Raw genomic sequence first — 17,368 nt, 5'->3', positions numbered from 1 at the left:
ACCCTTTTTCCTCTAAACTCCCGTTCTTCCTTAAAATTAGGCATTTACAGAAGGTAAAATCACAATAAACCCTACCTTTAAGCGTTCTTGTGACCATGTCTCCCCGGACCGCCCTCCTGACCATTCTTCTGCTGGTCTTTTCTGTCACGGTATTCGCCCAAACGGCGGTCCTTAAAGGAAGGATCACCAATCCCGAAGGCCTGCCTTTTCATGATCTTATCATCACAGCGAAAGGGTTTCCAAAAGTAAAGACACGGACAAATGTGAACGGGGAATTCTATCTCACGCTCCCGGCAGATACCACTTTGAGACTTATATTTTCTCATGTGACCATCACCCCCGAGGAAAGGGTGATCCGTCTAAAACCGGGTTCGGTTGAAACCGTGAATCTGGTACTGGTGGATGTAATCATGAGTGACGAGGTAGTGATCGAAGACCAGAACAACAGGAAGAAATTTGTGAAGCAGATCCCGGTCAATGTGTTGCCGGTGCAGGTTGGACCTTCCGGCGATATAAACGCTGTGCTTCGTGCAGAACTTGGAGTGAGTATGACAAATGAGCTCAGCTCAGGTTATTCTGTCCGGGGCGGCAATTACGATGAAAATCTGGTTTACGTGAATGACATTGAAGTGTACCGCCCTTTTCTTGTTCGGAGCGGACAACAGGAAGGACTTAGTTTCGCTAATCCTGACCTCGTCTCGAATATTCTTTTTTCTGCCGGAGGCTTCGAAGCCAAGTACGGAGACAAAATGTCCAGCGTAATGGACATCACCTACAAGAAGCCAACCAGTTTTGCGGGTTCATTTTCCGGCAGCGCATTGGGAGGATCATTGCACCTTGAAGGTTCTTCGGAATCCCGTCTCTTCTCCTGGCTTCTCGGCGCGCGGCAGAAGTCCAGCCAGTACATTCTTGGCGCCCTCGATACCGAAGGTGAGTTCAAACCTTCTTTCTACGATGTTCAGACCTACCTCACCCGAGCCGTTACGGACGAGTTTGAAATACACTTCCTTGGAAATATTTCTTCCAACCGCTATCATGTTATTCCCGAAAGCCGCCAATCGGATTTTGGAACGGTGAACCAGGCTTTCCGACTTACCGTCTTCTGGGACGGGCAGGAAGTGGATGCTTTTCGTTCTTTTATGGGAGCCGTCTCTTTTATTCACAAACCACACAACCGGAATCTTAAAATGAGGTATATATTTTCCGGCTTTCACACCAGTGAGATGGAAACATTTGACCTGTTGGGCCAGTACCGTATCGATGCGTTGGAAAATGATTTTGGAAAAGATGATTTCGGAGATGTTGCGTACAATCTGGGAATAGGCGGACTCCTTCATCATGCACGGAATTACCTTAATGCATCGGTGTACTCGGGTGAGCATCGCGGAACGAAAATCTTCGAGTTTGATCCGTTCAAGGGTACTGAAAGCAGGTGGGACTGGGGTGTAAAGTATCAGCAGGAATTTATACATGATCAGCTCAGTGAGTGGAAAATGACAGATTCAGCGGGCTACAGTATTCCTCAGGGAGATCCGGGAACAGTTGAATTGCAGGAAGTGGTAAAAACATCCATCGATCTGGAAAGTTTCCGGACGAATGCTTACGGGCAGTATACCCGATCACGTCGCCTGGCCGATACTTCGGAAATCTCAATTACTGCCGGAGTCCGTGCAAGTTACTGGAGTGTAAACGGACAGTTTTTACTTTCACCGCGCCTCTCTGTTTCATGGGAGCCGAACTGGAAGCAGGATTATCTTTTTCGGGCTGCAGCGGGTTATTATCATCAGCCGCCGTTCTACCGGGAACTCAGGGATATGTATGGGATGATTAACAAAGATGTGAAAGCGCAGACTTCCATTCATTTTCTGGCAGGGTTAGACAGAAATTTTAAAATGTGGCGGCGCCCCTTCAAATGGGTAACGGAAATTTACTTTAAAAAGCTGGAGAATCTGGTTCCCTACGAGGTGGATAACGTCCGGATCCGTTATTATGCTAAAAACATGGCAAGTGGTTTTGCTACCGGAATTGATATGAAAGTAAACGGAGAGTTCGTCAAAGGCATTGAGTCCTGGTTCACGCTCTCTGTAATGACCATCCGGGAGGATGTGAAGGAGGACTTTTTCTACAAGTATTACAATAGCCAGGGTGAGCAGATCATCTTCGGCTATACGGCCAACGATTCCATTACCGATTCGGTGAGGTTTGAACCGGGCTTTATCCCTCGCCCTACGGATCAGCTCGTTACCTTCGGATTATTCTTTCAGGACTACCTGCCGCGTTTTCCCAGGTGTAAAATGCACCTCAGTCTTCAGTTTGGTTCCGGATTGCCCTTCGGGCCTCCCAGTTTTGAGCGGTACAAAGACACGCTTCGTTACCCCTTTTACCGGAGAGCCGACATCGGATTTTCCTATGAACTCGTGAGCGATAGCTCCTTGTTTTTTAAACGGCAGTTCTTCCGGCACTTTTCTTCCATGTGGTTGGCTGTTGAGGTATTTAATCTTTTCGCTACAAACAATACGGTATCGTACTTGTGGATTAAGGATATTACTGACCGGCAGTATGCCATTCCAAATTATCTGACTCGCCGCATGGTGAATGTTAAGTTAGTGGCCCGTTTCGGGAAGAAAAAAGGCAGTTCTTCATCATGATCAAACAACCTTCCTCCGGACAATTGCATCTGCTGGCTGAGCTTTTTGCCGGCAGGAAGGATGCTGCCGACAGCCTGCGTACGGAAGGTGGAGCGGATTTGCTGTGTGTATTCGATTACCTTGCGGAGGAAAAGGAGGAGGCCTTCCTTGCCCTGAAAGCTTCCGGATCGGCAGTGCTGGCTGCATTCTGTAAAGCAGTAGACGGGGAGCGGTCGTCGGTTAAATTTTTACTGCAAACAGGAAATCCTCAATGGGCAGCCGCATCCAATTTTATTAACGGCGATGAAAAAGCAATGGTTTGGCTTGAAAAAAACGGATACACGGCACATGCCATGCTGGCCCGAAAGATTGCAGAGCGTTTTCGCAAAGAGAATGATGAAAACCCCTTTCACAGTATTTTTAATTCCCCTATATAAGCCTGGGATATAGAAAGTCGTCTTATAAATGCACCAAGAATTGCCTGATCTATGAATTTTTCATCCCGTGTTATTGAAGATGCAGTCAATGAGTTTTCCCGCCTGCCGGGGGTCGGCAAGAAAACGGCATTACGTTATGTATTGGAAATACTGAAAAGAGACACGGTGGATGCTGTGAAATTGACGGAAGCCATCCGGCGCCTGAAAGAGAAAGTGCGGCCTTGTAAAGAATGTCATAATCTCACCGAAACGGACACCTGCGATATATGTTCCTCCACTGACCGCGATCGCGGTCTCCTTTGTGTGGTCGAGGATATACGGGATGTTATTTCCATTGAAAATACCGGGCAGTACCGTGGATTGTATCATGTACTGGGTGGAATCATTTCTCCCATGGATGGAGTGGGTCCTTCCGACCTTACGATTGATTCGCTCACCAGCCGGGTGAGCAGGGGAGAGGTGAGGGAGGTAATTCTGGCCCTGTCTACCACGATGGAAGGAGAGACCACCAATTTTTATTTATATAAGAAATTGTTGCCTGCAGGAATTAAAATATCCACCTTGGCAAGAGGTGTTTCCGTGGGAGACAACCTGGAGTATGCGGATGAGGTTACCCTTGGCCGGTCTATCCTGCACCGCACTCCGTATGAAACTACTTTTAACCAGAGCAAAGGGCAGTGAAGCTTTCGGTAATCATAGTGAATTATAATGTGGAGCACTTCCTCGACCACTGCCTGCATTCCGTCAGAAACGCCCTGAACGGAATCCCCGCGGAAGTTTTTGTGGTGGATAATAATTCGGTGGATGGGTCCGTGGAAATGGTACAGCGGAAATATCCGGAAGTTCACCTGATTCTCAACAGGGAAAATGTGGGCTTTTCACGTGCAAATAATCAGGCCATTCGTGCTTCCGTCGGTGAATATATCCTCCTCCTGAATCCTGATACTGTTGTGGAAGAGGATACCTTCCGGAAAGTTACCGGTTTTATGGATGCGCACCCGGAGGCCGGTGGACTCGGAGTAAGAATGATTGACGGGAAAGGAAATTTTCTTCCGGAATCGAAACGCTCTCTCCCCACCCCTGCCGTGGCCTTCTTTAAAATTTTTGGACTGTCCGCTCTTTTCCCCCGTTCACGTACGTTCGGAAAATATCACCTGGGCTACCTGCCGGAGAACGAAACAAATGAAGTGGATATCCTCTGCGGAGCATTCATGATGATGCGCAAAAAAGCAGTTGATAAGGCAGGTATGCTCGACGAAGATTTTTTTATGTACGGGGAGGACGTAGATATGAGTTGGCGCCTGGTGAAGGCGGGGTACAAAAACTACTATTTTGCTGACACAAGAATTATTCATTACAAGGGAGAGAGCACCAAAAAGTCTTCTGTGAATTACGTCATGGTTTTCTACCAGGCGATGATCATTTTTGCAAAGAAACACTTTTCAGCAGGGAGAGCACAAACGTTTGTGCTTCTGATTAACGCGGCAGTTTATATGCGTGCGGCGGCCGCAATTATTTACAGGGGACTGCGCTCCATTGTTTTCCCGCTGATGGATGCCGCCGGGATCTTCGCCGGGATATGGTTTATCAAAAATTATTACGAAAATCATTTTAAATATACAGAAGGAGGCGCGTATCCGCCTGAGTTCATCCGTTACCTTGTACCCTCCTATATTTTTCTGTGGCTGCTGTCGCTGTTCTTCAGCGGGGGGTACGACCGGCCGGTTCGTCTTTCACGGGTCATTCGCGGTGCGGTGGTGGGAACAGGGATGGTGTTGGTGCTGTATGCTTTGCTTCCGGAAACCCTGCGTTTCTCGAGAGTGATGATCTTCCTCGGTGCAGGCTGGACCCTGCTATGGACCCTTTTTCTGAGAATTTCGCTTCATATGGCCGGCCTGAAAAGTTTCAGCCTGGAGGGAAGCAGTCGCAAGCGTATCGTGATTGTTGGAAGTGCTGATGAATGCCGGAGAGTAGATCGTGTGATCCGCGAGGCCGGAGTGCCGGTCAGTTTCTGTGCGTATGTGAGTCCGGCAGAAGAGAAAATTCCCCAGTTCGCGGGTACTATCTCGCAGCTGGATGAAGTGTGCAGGATCTACCGTATAAATGAACTTATTTTCTGCTCACGTGATGTTACCGCACAGGAAATTATGGATCGCATGGCTTCACCACCGGTTGCCAGTCTCGATTTCAAAATCGCTCCCCCGGAATCTCATTCGGTAATTGGGAGTAATTCTATCAATACTGCCGGTGACCTCTATGTGATCGGAACCAATGCGGTGAGCCGTCCTGCTAACAAACGGAATAAACGCCTTTTCGATTTGGGCATCTCCCTCATGATGATCATTTTTTGCCCGGTTCTCCTCCTGTTCATTCCTTCTCCGGGAACCTTTCTTGGCAATTGTTTCAGTGTATTGTTGGGAAAAAAGACCTGGGTGGGTTTTACAAGACTCGCGCGGCCGACCAAACACCCGCAGACACTGCCTCCCCTGCGACCGGGCGTACTAACTCCAGCGCATCCCCTCCGGCTCCGGGATCCGGATGCAGAAACCCTTGCCCGACTCGATACTTTATACGCCAGGGACTACAGAACCCGGAATGATCTTTCTATTTTGCTGAGATCGTGGAGGTTATTGGGCCGCAAGGATGTGGGCTATTAGCGCGAATCCCTTATTTTTGCAGGAAAGGGAGTATTCCTTTTATTAATTTCGGAAGGTTATGGCAAATGTAGAGCTGATCATGCCCAAAATGGGTGAAAGTGTGAATGAAGCAACCGTGATCCGTTGGTTGAAAAAGGAGGGCGATCAGGTGGCCATGGACGAACCTGTACTGGAGATTGCAACAGATAAGGTAGATTCAGAGATTCCATCAACGGCGGCGGGTACGCTGATCAGGCAACTTTTTAAAGAAGGGGAGGTTGTGCAAGTGGGAAAAGCCGTGGCAATCATTGGAAGCGGCAGTGCTGAAACGATACCGGTAACACCCCGGGTGCAAACTACCCCGGCTGTAACACAAAAGGCTGAGACCGTGCAGGTGGCTGCGGAAAAATCTGCACCGGTACTTTCCAGCACCGGTAATAGATTTTATTCTCCTTTGGTGCGAACCATCGCGCAGAAAGAAGGTATTTCGGCAGAGGAACTGGAAACCATCCCGGGAACGGGAAAGGACGGGCGTGTAACCAAGCAGGATATTCTTGCCTTCCTTCCTCAGAGAGGAAAAAAAGTGCAGACCCGTGAACAGTCTTCCGGTAGTAATGGTGCAGAGCAATCCGGGAAGACCGTGTTGCAGACGCACAAAGCCCCGGCGGTAATCTCTATGGCGGGAGATGAAATTATTGAAATGGACCGCATGCGTAAACTGATCGCCGAGCACATGGTGATGAGCAAGCATGTGGCCCCTCACGTTACCTCGTTTGTTGAAGCAGATGTTACCAACCTTGTATTATGGCGTGAACGTGTGAAAAAGGAGTTTGAAAAGAAGGAAGGAGAGAAGATCACATATACCCCCGTTTTTATTGACGCAGTGTGCAAAGCAATTCGTGATTTTCCGATGGTGAATATTTCAGTTGATGGAACCAAGCTTATTGTGCGGAAGAATATCAACATCGGAATGGCAACGGCACTTCCCAGCGGAAACCTCATTGTTCCTGTGATCAGGAATGCGGACCGGATGAATTTGTTTGGCCTCACTAAAGCGGTGAATGACCTCGCCGGACGTGCACGTGCAAACAAACTCCTCCCGGATGAAATTCAGGGAGGCACCTATACCATCACCAATGTCGGAACGTTTGGCAACGTGATGGGAACACCCATTATCAATCAGCCTCAGGTAGCCATTCTTGCTATCGGGACGATCAAAAAGAAACCGGTGGTTATTGAGTCTCCCTCCGGAGATACAATCGGGATCCGGCATATGATGTTCCTGAGCCATTCTTATGATCACCGCGTAGTGGATGGCGCACTGGGTGGACAGTTTGTGCGAAGAGTGGCAGATTACCTCGAACGATTTGATCCCAATACCTTACTCTGATGAGGAAGTTTCTTTCTGCTTGTATATTTCTTTTTTTCTGCGGTACCATCTTGGCGCAGGAGGCTCCTAAGAAGGTCTATAAGGATGCAGAGATGTTTTTCTATGACTCGTCCTACATGCAGGCTTTACCCCTTTATCGTCATTTGCTTCAGTTGGATACGGGGAATGCCAATCTGAATTATAAAACCGGGGTATGTATGCTCCATCATCCGCTGGAAAGAAAAAACTGCATTTCGCTGCTGGAACGCGCCACCCGTGAGGTTGACCCCAACTACCAGACACAGAATTTTAAAAAGAAAAAAGCGCCGGTAACAGCGTATCTCATGCTGGGTGACGCGTATCACCTGAACTACCGCTTTGACGATGCAATTGCCATGTACGGGAAATTTAAAGGAATACTCAGCGAGTCGGATCTGGCGAACCTGGCCGATGTGGACCACAGGATCGAATTATGCATGAACGCCAAAGAACTGGTGGCCGCGCCCGTTGACTTCAAAGTGAAAAACCTTGGGCCGAATATCAATTCGCCATTTCCTGATTATTCGGCAGTACTCAGCGCCGATCAGAACACGATCGTTTTTACCTCACGCAGAAATGTAACTACCGGCGGAAAAAAAGATGAGAGCGGAAATTATTTTGAAGACATCTTTATTTCCCAGAAGGAGAATGATGAATGGCTCCCGGCGCGAAATATCGGGCTGCCGGTGAATACGGATGGCCATGAAGCTACCATCGGTCTTTCTGTGGATGGCTCCCAGCTTTTTATTTATAAGGACGATGGAGGAAATGGAAATATATATTCTACCAGCCTAAAAGGGAACATTTGGTCAGAACCTGTTAAACTTCCCAATACAATAAACACAAAGTTCTGGGAGCCAAGTGTGACATTATCCTCTGACGGGAATACCCTCTATTTTGTGAGCGATACGCTCGGTGGTTTTGGTGGACGTGATATCTACCGCTGCGTGAAACTCCCGAACGGAAAATGGTCTCATGCACTGAACCTGGGACCCCGGATCAATACAAAATACGATGAGGACGGACCCTTCATTCAGCCGGATGATAAAACGCTGTATTTCTCTTCCAGAGGACATAAATCCATGGGAGGTTTTGATGTGTTTGTAAGTACACTAACGGATACCGGATGGTCCACACCCCGAAATATCGGATATCCGGTAAATACTACTGATGATGATATTTTCTTCGTTCCCACACCGGATAACCGTCATGCGTACTACTCATCGTACCGGGCAGATGGGTTGGGGGAAAAGGATATTTACGAGGTAGAGCTTCCGGGACAGAAAGAGCTCCCAATCTCAGTGTTCTCCGGGGTAATATCCAGTATTTTTGGTGGTGTTCCGGAGGGAACCGTGATCAACGTAACCGACAACATTACCGGAGATCTGGTGGGCACCTATTATCCGAATACCAGCACAGGTAAGTATGTGTTTATCCTGCCCCCCGGAAAAAACTATAATATCACTTATGAAGCCGAAGGGTTCGCCTTTCAGTCATTTAACCTGGATGTGAAGGATACCAGTTCCTATCAGCTGCTGCAGCGGCCTGTAGAATTGATGCCGATTAAGGTGGGCACAAAGATTATTCTGAAAAATGTTTTCTTCGAAAGCGGCAAGTCTGTGTTGAAACCTGAGTCGAAGGTGGAGTTGGATAAGCTTAAAAACCTGCTGATGAAAATGCCGAAGCTGGTGGCCGAGATTGGTGGACATTGTGATGCACAGGGAAGTGATGAACTGAATCTGAAGTTGTCGGAAAAACGTGCAGCTGCTGTGGTACAGTATCTGGTGGATGCAGGCATTGCACCTGAACGCCTGAGATCTTATGGATACGGAGAATCGCAACCCATCGCGGCGAATAAAAACCACGACGGCAGTTGGAACAGGGCCGGCATGGCTATGAATCGCCGGTTTGAATTCAAGGTCATTGGCCTGAACGGTCCGCTGGATGTGGTGGAGCCTATTAAAGTGCCTGATAATCTGAAGGAAAAGAAGAAAAAGTAAGCGTCACCTCCTTTTGGCAATGTAGGCTTATTAATGTATCTTTGGGGATGTCCGTGAGTAATCACGGACGTTTTTTTCTGTTTATGCCCCGCTGCATCCCATTGCTTGTTTTTCTTCTGTCAGGAGTGCTTTCCCTGGCTCAGCCGAAATTCGATAAGCGGGTGTTCCGTGACAAATTCACGCAGGGGAACCTGATGCTTCTGGAGGGTTTTTACGACTCAGCTCTCACGGTTTTCCTTGACTGCCGGAAAATGGATTCCACCAACGCCAATGTAAATTATAAGGTTGGATTTCTCTATCTGAAAAGCTCCAACCGGAAAAAGCTGGCAGAACCGTTTCTTGCTTTTGCGGTACAGTATACAGCCAAAAAATACATGGAAGATGAACCCGCAGAACGAAGTGCCCCGGAGATCTCTAATTACTATTATGCCCAGGCGCTGCATCTGAATCATAAGTTCGATCTGGCCACTGAGTACTACAATAAATTCAAAGAAATTATCGGCGTGAAGGATAAGGCACTCCTGCTGGAGGTGAATCACCTGATCGAAATGTCTTTTAATGCGATCGAGTTCACCCAAAAGCCAATCAACTGTACTATCGTCAACCTGGGCGACAGTGTGAATTCTTCCTTTCCTGATTACTCTCCTGTTATCACAGCCGATGAATCCTATATCTTTTTTACTTCCCGGCGTCCCGGCATGGGTGGTTTGAATAACCGTACTCTGGATGGCGGATTCTTTGAAGATATATGGTATTGTAAAAGAAAAGCCGACGGAAGCTGGACGGGCGCCTTGCCGCTGGGGCCTCCTGTTAATACCATGGAACATGAAGCAACAGTTGGGTTAAGTGCAGACGGATACCTCATGCTCATCTATAAAGACGAAATGGGAGACGGTAATATTTTCCTGAGTGAGTTCACCGGCAAAGAATGGACAGCACCGGATAAGATCGATGCAACCAATACGGTACCAACAGATATTAATTCCAAAGCATGGGAACCCAGTGCGTGTGTGACTCCTGATGGCAATACCCTCTATTTTGTTTCGGACAGAAAGGGTGGTTACGGCGGACGGGATATTTACCGAGTGAAGCGTCTTCCCAACGGCAACTGGTCTATGGCACAGAACCTGGGGCCGGTGATCAATACACCCTATGATGAGGATGCTCCTTTTATGCACCCGGATAACCGGACACTATTCTTTTCTTCAACGGGTCACAAGAGCATGGGAGGTTTCGATATTTTTTACGCCCAGCTTTTTGATACCGCGTGGGGTCCGCCCGCCAACCTGGGATACCCTGCCAATACCACCGATGATGATATTTTTTATGTGACATCCTCCGATGGTAAACGAGGATATTATGCTTCAGGGAAGGAAGGCGGTCTGGGGGATAAGGATATTTATATGATCACTTTTGAGTCCAGCGTAGTGGAACCAATTGTGCTGATGAAAGGGTTTATCACGCTCGACGGGAAGTCGGACAGCATTCCTCCCAGCGTAAGAATTACCGTGCGGGATGCGGAAACCGGAGAAGAATACTCTTTGGTGAAACCTAATCCGCAGACCGGAAAATACATACTGATACTTAACCCCGGCGATAAAGCCACCACATTCGCCATCACGTATGAGGCTGATTCCTTACAGCCCATCGTTGAAACCATAACCGTAGATCCCAAAAACGCCTACACTGAAATTGAAAAGGGAGTGGATCTGAAAGCCATCAATTTTGAAACGAAGGCCAAGGGTACCGTATCGGTGAGCGGTGTAGTGAAAGATGCCGCCGGAAATATTGTTCCTCTTACCCGCATCATCGTTAAAGATAACCTGACAGGAGCATTGCTAAACACCTTCTATCCTCATTCGGAAACAGGCCTGTATTTTTTTGTACTGGACAAGGGAAAGGATTATAACATTTCCTATGAGGCGAAAAACTTTCTATTTCAAAGCGTCAACGTAAATGTTCCGAAAAAGCCAGAGTACTCTGAAATTAAAAAGGATATTATCCTCGAAAGGGTAAAGGTGGGTGCCAGCATTGTGATGAACAATATTTTCTTTGACTCAGGCAAGTCTACCCTGCGGAAACAGTCGAACGTAGAGCTCGAAAAGGTGATTGCCCTGATGAAAGAATATGATTTTATCAAGATCGAGATTTCCGGACACACGGATTCCAAGGGGAATGACAAGCAGAATGAAGTTCTTTCCCAACAACGCGCCCAGGCAGTGGTTAATTACCTGGTCAAAAAGGGTGTTGATAAAAACAGACTCACCGCCAAAGGGTATGGCGAGAAAAAACCCATAGCCAAAGAAGTGCTTCCCAACGGAAAACCGGATATGGCGGGAATGCAGAAGAACCGAAGGGTTGAGCTACAGATCGTTGAATAGCAGGCCATTATTCCCTCCGCGGCTTGTTAATAACAATTCGTTCCCGGCATCTATTTCCCATTCAAATCGGGTAAATTTGCGCAACCAAACCTGGAAAGTCTGTGATAAAACGCACGCTGCTTTCGAGTATCTTATTGATCCTCAGCTATTCCGTAGTGTTCGGACAAGGCAAGGAATTCCGTCAGAAGTTCGAGCAGGGCAACCTGCTGATCCTGGAGCAATTCTATGATACGGCACTAAACCTCTTCCTTGATCTTCACAAAACAGATACAGGGAACGCAAATGTCAGCTACAAAGTGGGTTTTCTCTACCTGCAGAGTACAACAGAAAAGCTCAAGGCTATTCCCTTTCTTGAAAGAGCCTGCCGAAATGTGACAAAAAAGTACATGGAGTTTGAACCTTCCGAGAAGGGAGCACCCTTGTCTTCCTATTTCTTCCTGGCACAAGCCTATCACCTCGATTACCGCTTTGCAGATGCGCTGTCTTATTTCGAAAAGTTTAAGACAACCATTCACGCCAAGGATGTTGAAACACTTAAGGATGTTTCTCACCGGATGGAATGGTCGAGAAACGGAGAGGAGTTGGTGAAAGCGCCTATGCCTTTTGTGATCACCAATCTGGGTGATAGTGTGAATTCCCCCTATGGTGATTATAGTCCCATAATTACGGCAGATGAGAAATTTCTTTATTTCACATCCCGTCGTGCAGGAATGGGAGGGGAGGACAACCGTACCCTCGACCTGAAATATTTTGAGGATATCTGGTACTGCGAACGAAAACCGGACGGTACGTGGTCCACCGCCAAAAACATGGGACCCACCGTGAACTCCTTCGACCACGAGGCCACCATCGGAATGTCAGCGGACGGATCCCAGCTCTTTGTTTATAAGGACATTCAGGGCGACGGTGGAATATTTATTTCGGAACTGAACGGACTTATGTGGAGTAGTCCGGAGAAACTGGGAGTTGAACCCGCAGACATAACCGATATTAATACAGGAAGTTGGGAAACGCACGCTTGTGTATCAGCCGATGGAGGAACACTTTATTTTGTTTCCGACCGGAAGGGAGGTATCGGAGGTCGTGATATCTATAAGTGTGTGAAACTCCCCAACGGCCGGTGGTCAAAAGCAATGAACCTCGGTCCGACCGTTAACACCCCTTATGACGAGGATGCCCCTTTTATTCACCCGGATGGGGTAACCTTGTTCTTTTCATCTAAGGGTCATCGCTCCATGGGAGGCTTCGATATTTTCTTCACCGCAAGGAACGATTCCGGATGGAGAGCACCCGAGAACATGGGCTATCCCATCAATACGACGGATGACGATATTTTTTATGTGATGTCTACGGATGGCCGCAGGGCCTATTTCTCCTCATTCCGGGATGGCTCTAAAGGCGAAAAGGATATCTACATGGCCACAATTCCCACTCCTGTTGTTGAGCCGGTTGCTCTGATGGTGGGACTGGTGAAGACCGCCAACGGTGACCCGCTTCCTGAAGATCTTTTTATCCGGATGACACATTCTGAAACCGGCGATGCCCGTGATTACAGAGTGAATACTTCCAGCGGGAGATACATCAGTTCCTTGCAGCCCAATAAAGAATATACATGGGCCGTGGAAGTTGGAGGGAATATCCTTTACAGCGAATTAATAAAAACGCCCTTCGTAGATTTTAATGAGGATGGAAAAGAGTATAAATTGAAAACGATTATCCTGGACGGAACTACCGTACGTGTAATCGAAGATGGTGTTCTTCCGCCGGATAGCGCGGGCAATACGGTAGTCGTAAATCCTCCCAAAGACCCAAAGGATCCTAAAGACCCCAAAGATCCAAAGGATCCCAAAGACCCAAACCGTCCCAAAGACGGAAGTGTGAAGAATTCCGGAAGCGGGCAGCCTAAATCCACGATTACTGATTCTACAAATGCGGATTATTCAAAATATTTCACCTACAATAAATCCAAGATTGGAGAAGATGATGAGAAGTTTAAAGCGATGATTGACAAACTCGAACAAAAACTGAGATCCGGAGAGAAAGTGAAAGTGGTTATCACAACCTGTGCCTCCAAGGTTCCTACCGGTGGTAAATTATATAAGACGAACGGTGAGTTGGCACATCAGCGAGCCATTGAAACGGAAGCCCGGATCCGTAAAGCACTGAAAGAACGCGGCCTTACAGTAGACAATATTGATTTCAAAGTTTTCTATAAAGTTCGTGGCCCGGAGTATAAGGGAGATTACATAGAGAACCGTGAGGTATATGAGCAGTTTCAATATACCAAGGTTTATCTGAAGTCCGCAGACCCGAAATAGAGATAAATTGTTGAATTTCTGTTAATTAGAGGGAGGCCCGAACATTGCAGGTCTCCCTTTTTTTTCCTTGCTTTGCATGTTTGGCAGGCCATTTGTCCTGCTATAGAGAATGATGCTTGTGAGGCTGAATCGATTCATATTTATTTTCTTTTTATTGCTTGGTTTTCCGGCAATTATATCGGCACAGCAACCTGTACTGAAAGGAGATCCGGACCTGGCTGCGAAGTATTATTCCAATAAGAATTACAAGGCCGCTTTGCAGGTATACCTGCTCCTTCTGAAGAAAGACGCCAAGAACGTAGAATATAATCAGAAGGCCGGGCGCTGTTACCTGCTTTCCCATTCTATAAAGGCAAAAGCAATTCCCCATCTCGAATTTGTGGTAAAACAACCCGGCGCCGAGCATGACGCATGGCTGGATCTGGCTCGCGCATATCACTTCGGGCTGCAATTTGATAAAGCGATTGATGCGTATAATAAGTATAAAGAAAAAGCACCCAAGAAGACCCCGGAAGTGGATCGTATGATCCAGCAATGCCTGAACGGGAAAGAGTTGGTGAAGCGAAAGCTTGATATCACATTCGAAAATATGGGCAAGACCATCAATTCTCCTGAACCGGATTATTACCCCATTGTAACGCCTGACGGACAAACTTTACTTTTTACAACACGCAGAAAGGGCCCGGGTGGTCCGGAAATTGACGGTTTTTATCCTTCTGATATTTTTATTGTTACTCAGAAAGCGGGGGTTTGGGGCAAGGCAGCCAATATCGGCGGAAATATTAATACCGCACTCGACGAACAGGCCACTGATATTACCTACGACGGGAACACGATTGTTTTCTATATAGACCATATTGAAATAATGGGAGATCTCCACACTTCGAAGCGACCCAATGGCAAAGGTGCATTCCTGAAATCGCAACCTATGAATGAAAATATCAATTCAGGTTTTGAAACCTCCGGATCCATTTGGACACCTCCAGACGGTGAAGGAATGCAAGTGCTTGTTTTCAGCAGCTCTAGATCCGATAATTTCGGACAAACGGATATCTATATGTGCAGGCAAATTCCCGCCGCTGATGCCAACGGCAATGTAACGTATACCTGGGGATTACCGGTAAATCTCGGACCCAATATCAATACGAAATTTAAAGAGGAGTTTCCCCGGCTCTCCCAGGATGGGAAAACCCTGTATTTTGCTTCCGAGGGACATTCCAGTATGGGTGGGTTTGATATTTTTAAATCTGTGTGGGACGAAGATGAAAATGCATGGAGCAAGCCGAGGAATTTGGGATATCCACTGAATACAGCGGAGGATGAGATGATGATCTCCTTTGTTGAAGGTGGCAGGATCGGCTATATGTCGGCCATGAGGGAAGATGGCCTTGGCGACTGGGATATTTACAAAGTGACATTTAACGAAATTGAAGGGAAAGAAACCATATACAGGGGGCATGTGATCGGAGACAGTACACTTAAGCTCCGAAATGCAATCATTCATGTGCATAACAAGAACACGGGAACGGAATACGGTACCTATGTGCCCGAAAAAAACAAGGGCTACTATGTGATGGCCTTACCGCCGGGTAAGTGGGTCGTGACCATTGAAGCGGAGGGGTATAAAATTTATGAAGAAAACATTACTCTTTTCGATTTCCAGGGCTTCAAGCCGGAGGTGGTGAGGGATTTTTACCTGAAAAAATAAATATGAATTTAAAACTTACCCGCCCTCTGGCGTTTATTGATCTTGAAACCACGGGGGTGAATGTGGCTTCAGACCGCATCGTAGAAATTTCCATCCTCAAAGTGCTTCCCTCCGGAGAAAAGGAAGTGAAAACCCAGCGCATTAATCCGGGCATACCTATTCCGGCGGTGGCCTCCTCGATTCACGGCATCTACGATAAAGATGTTGCTCAGGAGCCTAAGTTCAAAGATGTGGCTCAGCTGCTGGCTAATTTTCTTCAAGGCGCAGACCTGGCAGGTTATAATTCAAACAAGTTTGACATACCGGTTTTGGCGGAAGAATTCCTGCGCGTGGAGGTGGAGTTTGATCTGGAGAATCGCAGGCTGGTAGATGTGCAGAATGTTTTTCATATTATGGAACCGCGAACACTGGTAGCTGCGTATAAGTTTTATTGCGGGAAGGAGCTTGCTAACGCCCATAGTGCCGAGGCGGATATCCGGGCAACCCACGAAGTGCTGGAAGCTCAGTTGGAGAAATACACCAATCTTAAGCCGGAAGTAGATTTTTTGCACGAATTCACTTATAAAACAAAGGCGGCAGATCTCGCCGGTCGTGTGGTATATAACGAAGCTGGAGAAGAGGTGTTTAATTTTGGAAAACACGCGGGAAAGAAAGTGGCGGAAGTTTTCCGGGCCGAGCCTTCGTATTATGACTGGATGATGAAGGGAGATTTTCCCCTCTACACAAAAAGAGTGATAACAAAGATTAAACTGAAGATGAATTTTGGGAAATAGGCAGAAGAGGACAGGAAAATTCTATCCGCAAATGAGTAAAGTGGTTTCATGGTTTTCAGTGGTGTGCTGCCTCTGCTTTCTGACCGGAAATGCGCAGGTCCTTACAATTAAAGTGCTCTTTCTTGGAAATTCATATACTTATTCCAATAACCTTCCGCAACTTATCCGTGACCTGGCACAAGCCAATGGCGATACGCTTTATTTTGATAGCAATTGTCCTGGCGGATACACCCTGAATAACCATTTTAATGATGCCACTTCAATCGCCAAGATTTATTCTGATGCGTGGGATTTTGTGGTAATCCAGGCGCAAAGTCAGGAGCCCTCGTTGTCTCCCGTGCAGGTAAATATCACAACAACTCCTTATGCGATGAAAATTGACAGCGTGATTCATGCTAATGATTCATGCACCAGACCTGTTTTTTTCGAGACCTGGGGGCGCAAGAATGGTGATGCCATTAATTGCGGAGCGTATCCGCCCGTTTGCACCTATACCGGGATGCAGGACCGGCTTCGCTCTTCTTACAAGTTATTTGCAGATACCTGCGAAGGACTCATGTCGCCGGTGGGAGAATCCTGGCGAAAGTCTATTGCCTTAAACCCCACGCTCAATTTATTCCAGGGCGATGAAAGCCATCCGGCATTGGAGGGATCGTACCTGGCGGCCTGTGTATTTTACGAAGTGCTCTTTGGGAAGAGTGTGATGAGCAATTCATTTACAGGAGGACTTAATGCAGTAACGGCCACTTTTTTGCAGCAGGTGGCACATGATGTTGTGAACGACAGTCTGAGTGTCTGGAATATCGGTCTTTTTGATCCTTGCGGATTACTTTCGAACACGCCCAACCCGGGCAATGATACCGGAATTCGCATTTATCCTAATCCGGCCACTGATATGCTTGTTCTGAGAGGGGTAGGGGCCTGCACCTACAGGATTCTTGACCTGAGCGGAAGAGTGCTTTTTGAAGGAGCAACAGCCGGGGGAAGCGTTTTCGTTAACGATTTGGAGGGAGGAATGTATATCCTGGAAGTGAAGCAGGGGGATGATATTTTTCTCTCTAAATTCAACAAGCAATAAAA

11 protein-coding genes are annotated in these 17,368 nt (G+C 47.2%); all 11 read left to right on the top strand.

The features are described from left to right. Window positions 1–95: 95 nt before the first annotated feature. The 11 genes from IT233_09890 to IT233_09840 all read left to right on the top strand — a co-directional run bounded on the left by IT233_09890 (window position 96) and on the right by IT233_09840 (window position 17,366). Window positions 96–2,648, top strand: a complete 2,553-nt coding sequence (locus IT233_09890) for a TonB-dependent receptor plug domain-containing protein (GenBank protein ID MCC7302943.1) — start codon at window positions 96–98, stop codon at window positions 2,646–2,648. Continuing rightward, window positions 2,645–3,064 carry a hypothetical protein gene (locus tag IT233_09885; GenBank protein ID MCC7302942.1) on the top strand — a complete coding sequence of 140 codons (420 nt, stop codon included), beginning with the start codon at window positions 2,645–2,647 and terminating at the stop codon, window positions 3,062–3,064. Before IT233_09890 ends, IT233_09885 begins: the two co-directional genes overlap by 4 nt. A 51-nt stretch (window positions 3,065–3,115) precedes the next feature. Beyond that, the gene (gene recR, locus IT233_09880) at window positions 3,116–3,745 is read left to right on the top strand and encodes a recombination protein RecR (GenBank protein ID MCC7302941.1); all 630 of its coding nucleotides are present in this window, start codon (window positions 3,116–3,118) and stop codon (window positions 3,743–3,745) included. Beyond that, window positions 3,742–5,721, top strand: a complete 1,980-nt coding sequence (locus tag IT233_09875; GenBank protein MCC7302940.1) for a glycosyltransferase — start codon at window positions 3,742–3,744, stop codon at window positions 5,719–5,721. The genes recR and IT233_09875 overlap by 4 nt, the downstream gene beginning before the upstream one ends. 58 nt (window positions 5,722–5,779) lie before the next feature. Beyond that, entirely contained in the window at window positions 5,780–7,090 is a 1,311-nt protein-coding gene (locus tag IT233_09870) for a 2-oxo acid dehydrogenase subunit E2 (protein ID MCC7302939.1), read from the top strand. Next, window positions 7,090–9,108, top strand: a complete 2,019-nt coding sequence (locus IT233_09865; protein MCC7302938.1) for a PD40 domain-containing protein — start codon at window positions 7,090–7,092, stop codon at window positions 9,106–9,108. Before IT233_09870 ends, IT233_09865 begins: the two co-directional genes overlap by 1 nt. Before the next feature lie 83 nt (window positions 9,109–9,191). Further along, on the top strand, window positions 9,192–11,489 hold the full coding sequence (locus IT233_09860) for an OmpA family protein (protein ID MCC7302937.1): 2,298 nt from the start codon (window positions 9,192–9,194) through the stop codon (window positions 11,487–11,489). 101 nt (window positions 11,490–11,590) lie between these two features. Then, entirely contained in the window at window positions 11,591–13,807 is a 2,217-nt protein-coding gene (locus IT233_09855) for a PD40 domain-containing protein (protein ID MCC7302936.1), read from the top strand. A 154-nt stretch (window positions 13,808–13,961) separates the two neighbouring features. Next, the gene (locus tag IT233_09850; GenBank protein ID MCC7302935.1) at window positions 13,962–15,515 is read left to right on the top strand and encodes a PD40 domain-containing protein; all 1,554 of its coding nucleotides are present in this window, start codon (window positions 13,962–13,964) and stop codon (window positions 15,513–15,515) included. Between the two features lie 2 nt (window positions 15,516–15,517). Continuing rightward, a complete protein-coding gene (locus IT233_09845; GenBank protein MCC7302934.1) occupies window positions 15,518–16,288 on the top strand; it encodes a 3'-5' exonuclease in 771 nt (256 codons plus the stop codon). Between the two features lie 31 nt (window positions 16,289–16,319). Beyond that, a complete protein-coding gene (locus IT233_09840; protein MCC7302933.1) occupies window positions 16,320–17,366 on the top strand; it encodes a T9SS type A sorting domain-containing protein in 1,047 nt (348 codons plus the stop codon). Window positions 17,367–17,368: the final 2 nt, after the last annotated feature.

The sequence above is a fragment of the Bacteroidia bacterium genome, assembly GCA_020852255.1.
Taxonomy (GTDB): Bacteria; Bacteroidota; Bacteroidia; order JADZBD01; family JADZBD01; genus JADZBD01.
This window is presented reverse-complemented; position numbering and strand designations above follow the sequence as displayed.

What these genes read in the sequence shown, in the direction of transcription:
- IT233_09840 (MCC7302933.1), top strand. Translation starts at nt 16,320, where the DNA reads ATGAGTAAAGTGGTTTCATGGTTTTCAGTGGTGTGCTGCCTCTGCTTT.
- recR (MCC7302941.1), top strand. Translation starts at nt 3,116, where the DNA reads ATGAATTTTTCATCCCGTGTTATTGAAGATGCAGTCAATGAGTTTTCC.
- IT233_09865 (MCC7302938.1), top strand. Translation starts at nt 7,090, where the DNA reads ATGAGGAAGTTTCTTTCTGCTTGTATATTTCTTTTTTTCTGCGGTACC.
- IT233_09845 (MCC7302934.1), top strand. Translation starts at nt 15,518, where the DNA reads ATGAATTTAAAACTTACCCGCCCTCTGGCGTTTATTGATCTTGAAACC.
- IT233_09890 (MCC7302943.1), top strand. Translation starts at nt 96, where the DNA reads ATGTCTCCCCGGACCGCCCTCCTGACCATTCTTCTGCTGGTCTTTTCT.
- IT233_09870 (MCC7302939.1), top strand. Translation starts at nt 5,780, where the DNA reads ATGGCAAATGTAGAGCTGATCATGCCCAAAATGGGTGAAAGTGTGAAT.
- IT233_09885 (MCC7302942.1), top strand. Translation starts at nt 2,645, where the DNA reads ATGATCAAACAACCTTCCTCCGGACAATTGCATCTGCTGGCTGAGCTT.
- IT233_09860 (MCC7302937.1), top strand. Translation starts at nt 9,192, where the DNA reads ATGCCCCGCTGCATCCCATTGCTTGTTTTTCTTCTGTCAGGAGTGCTT.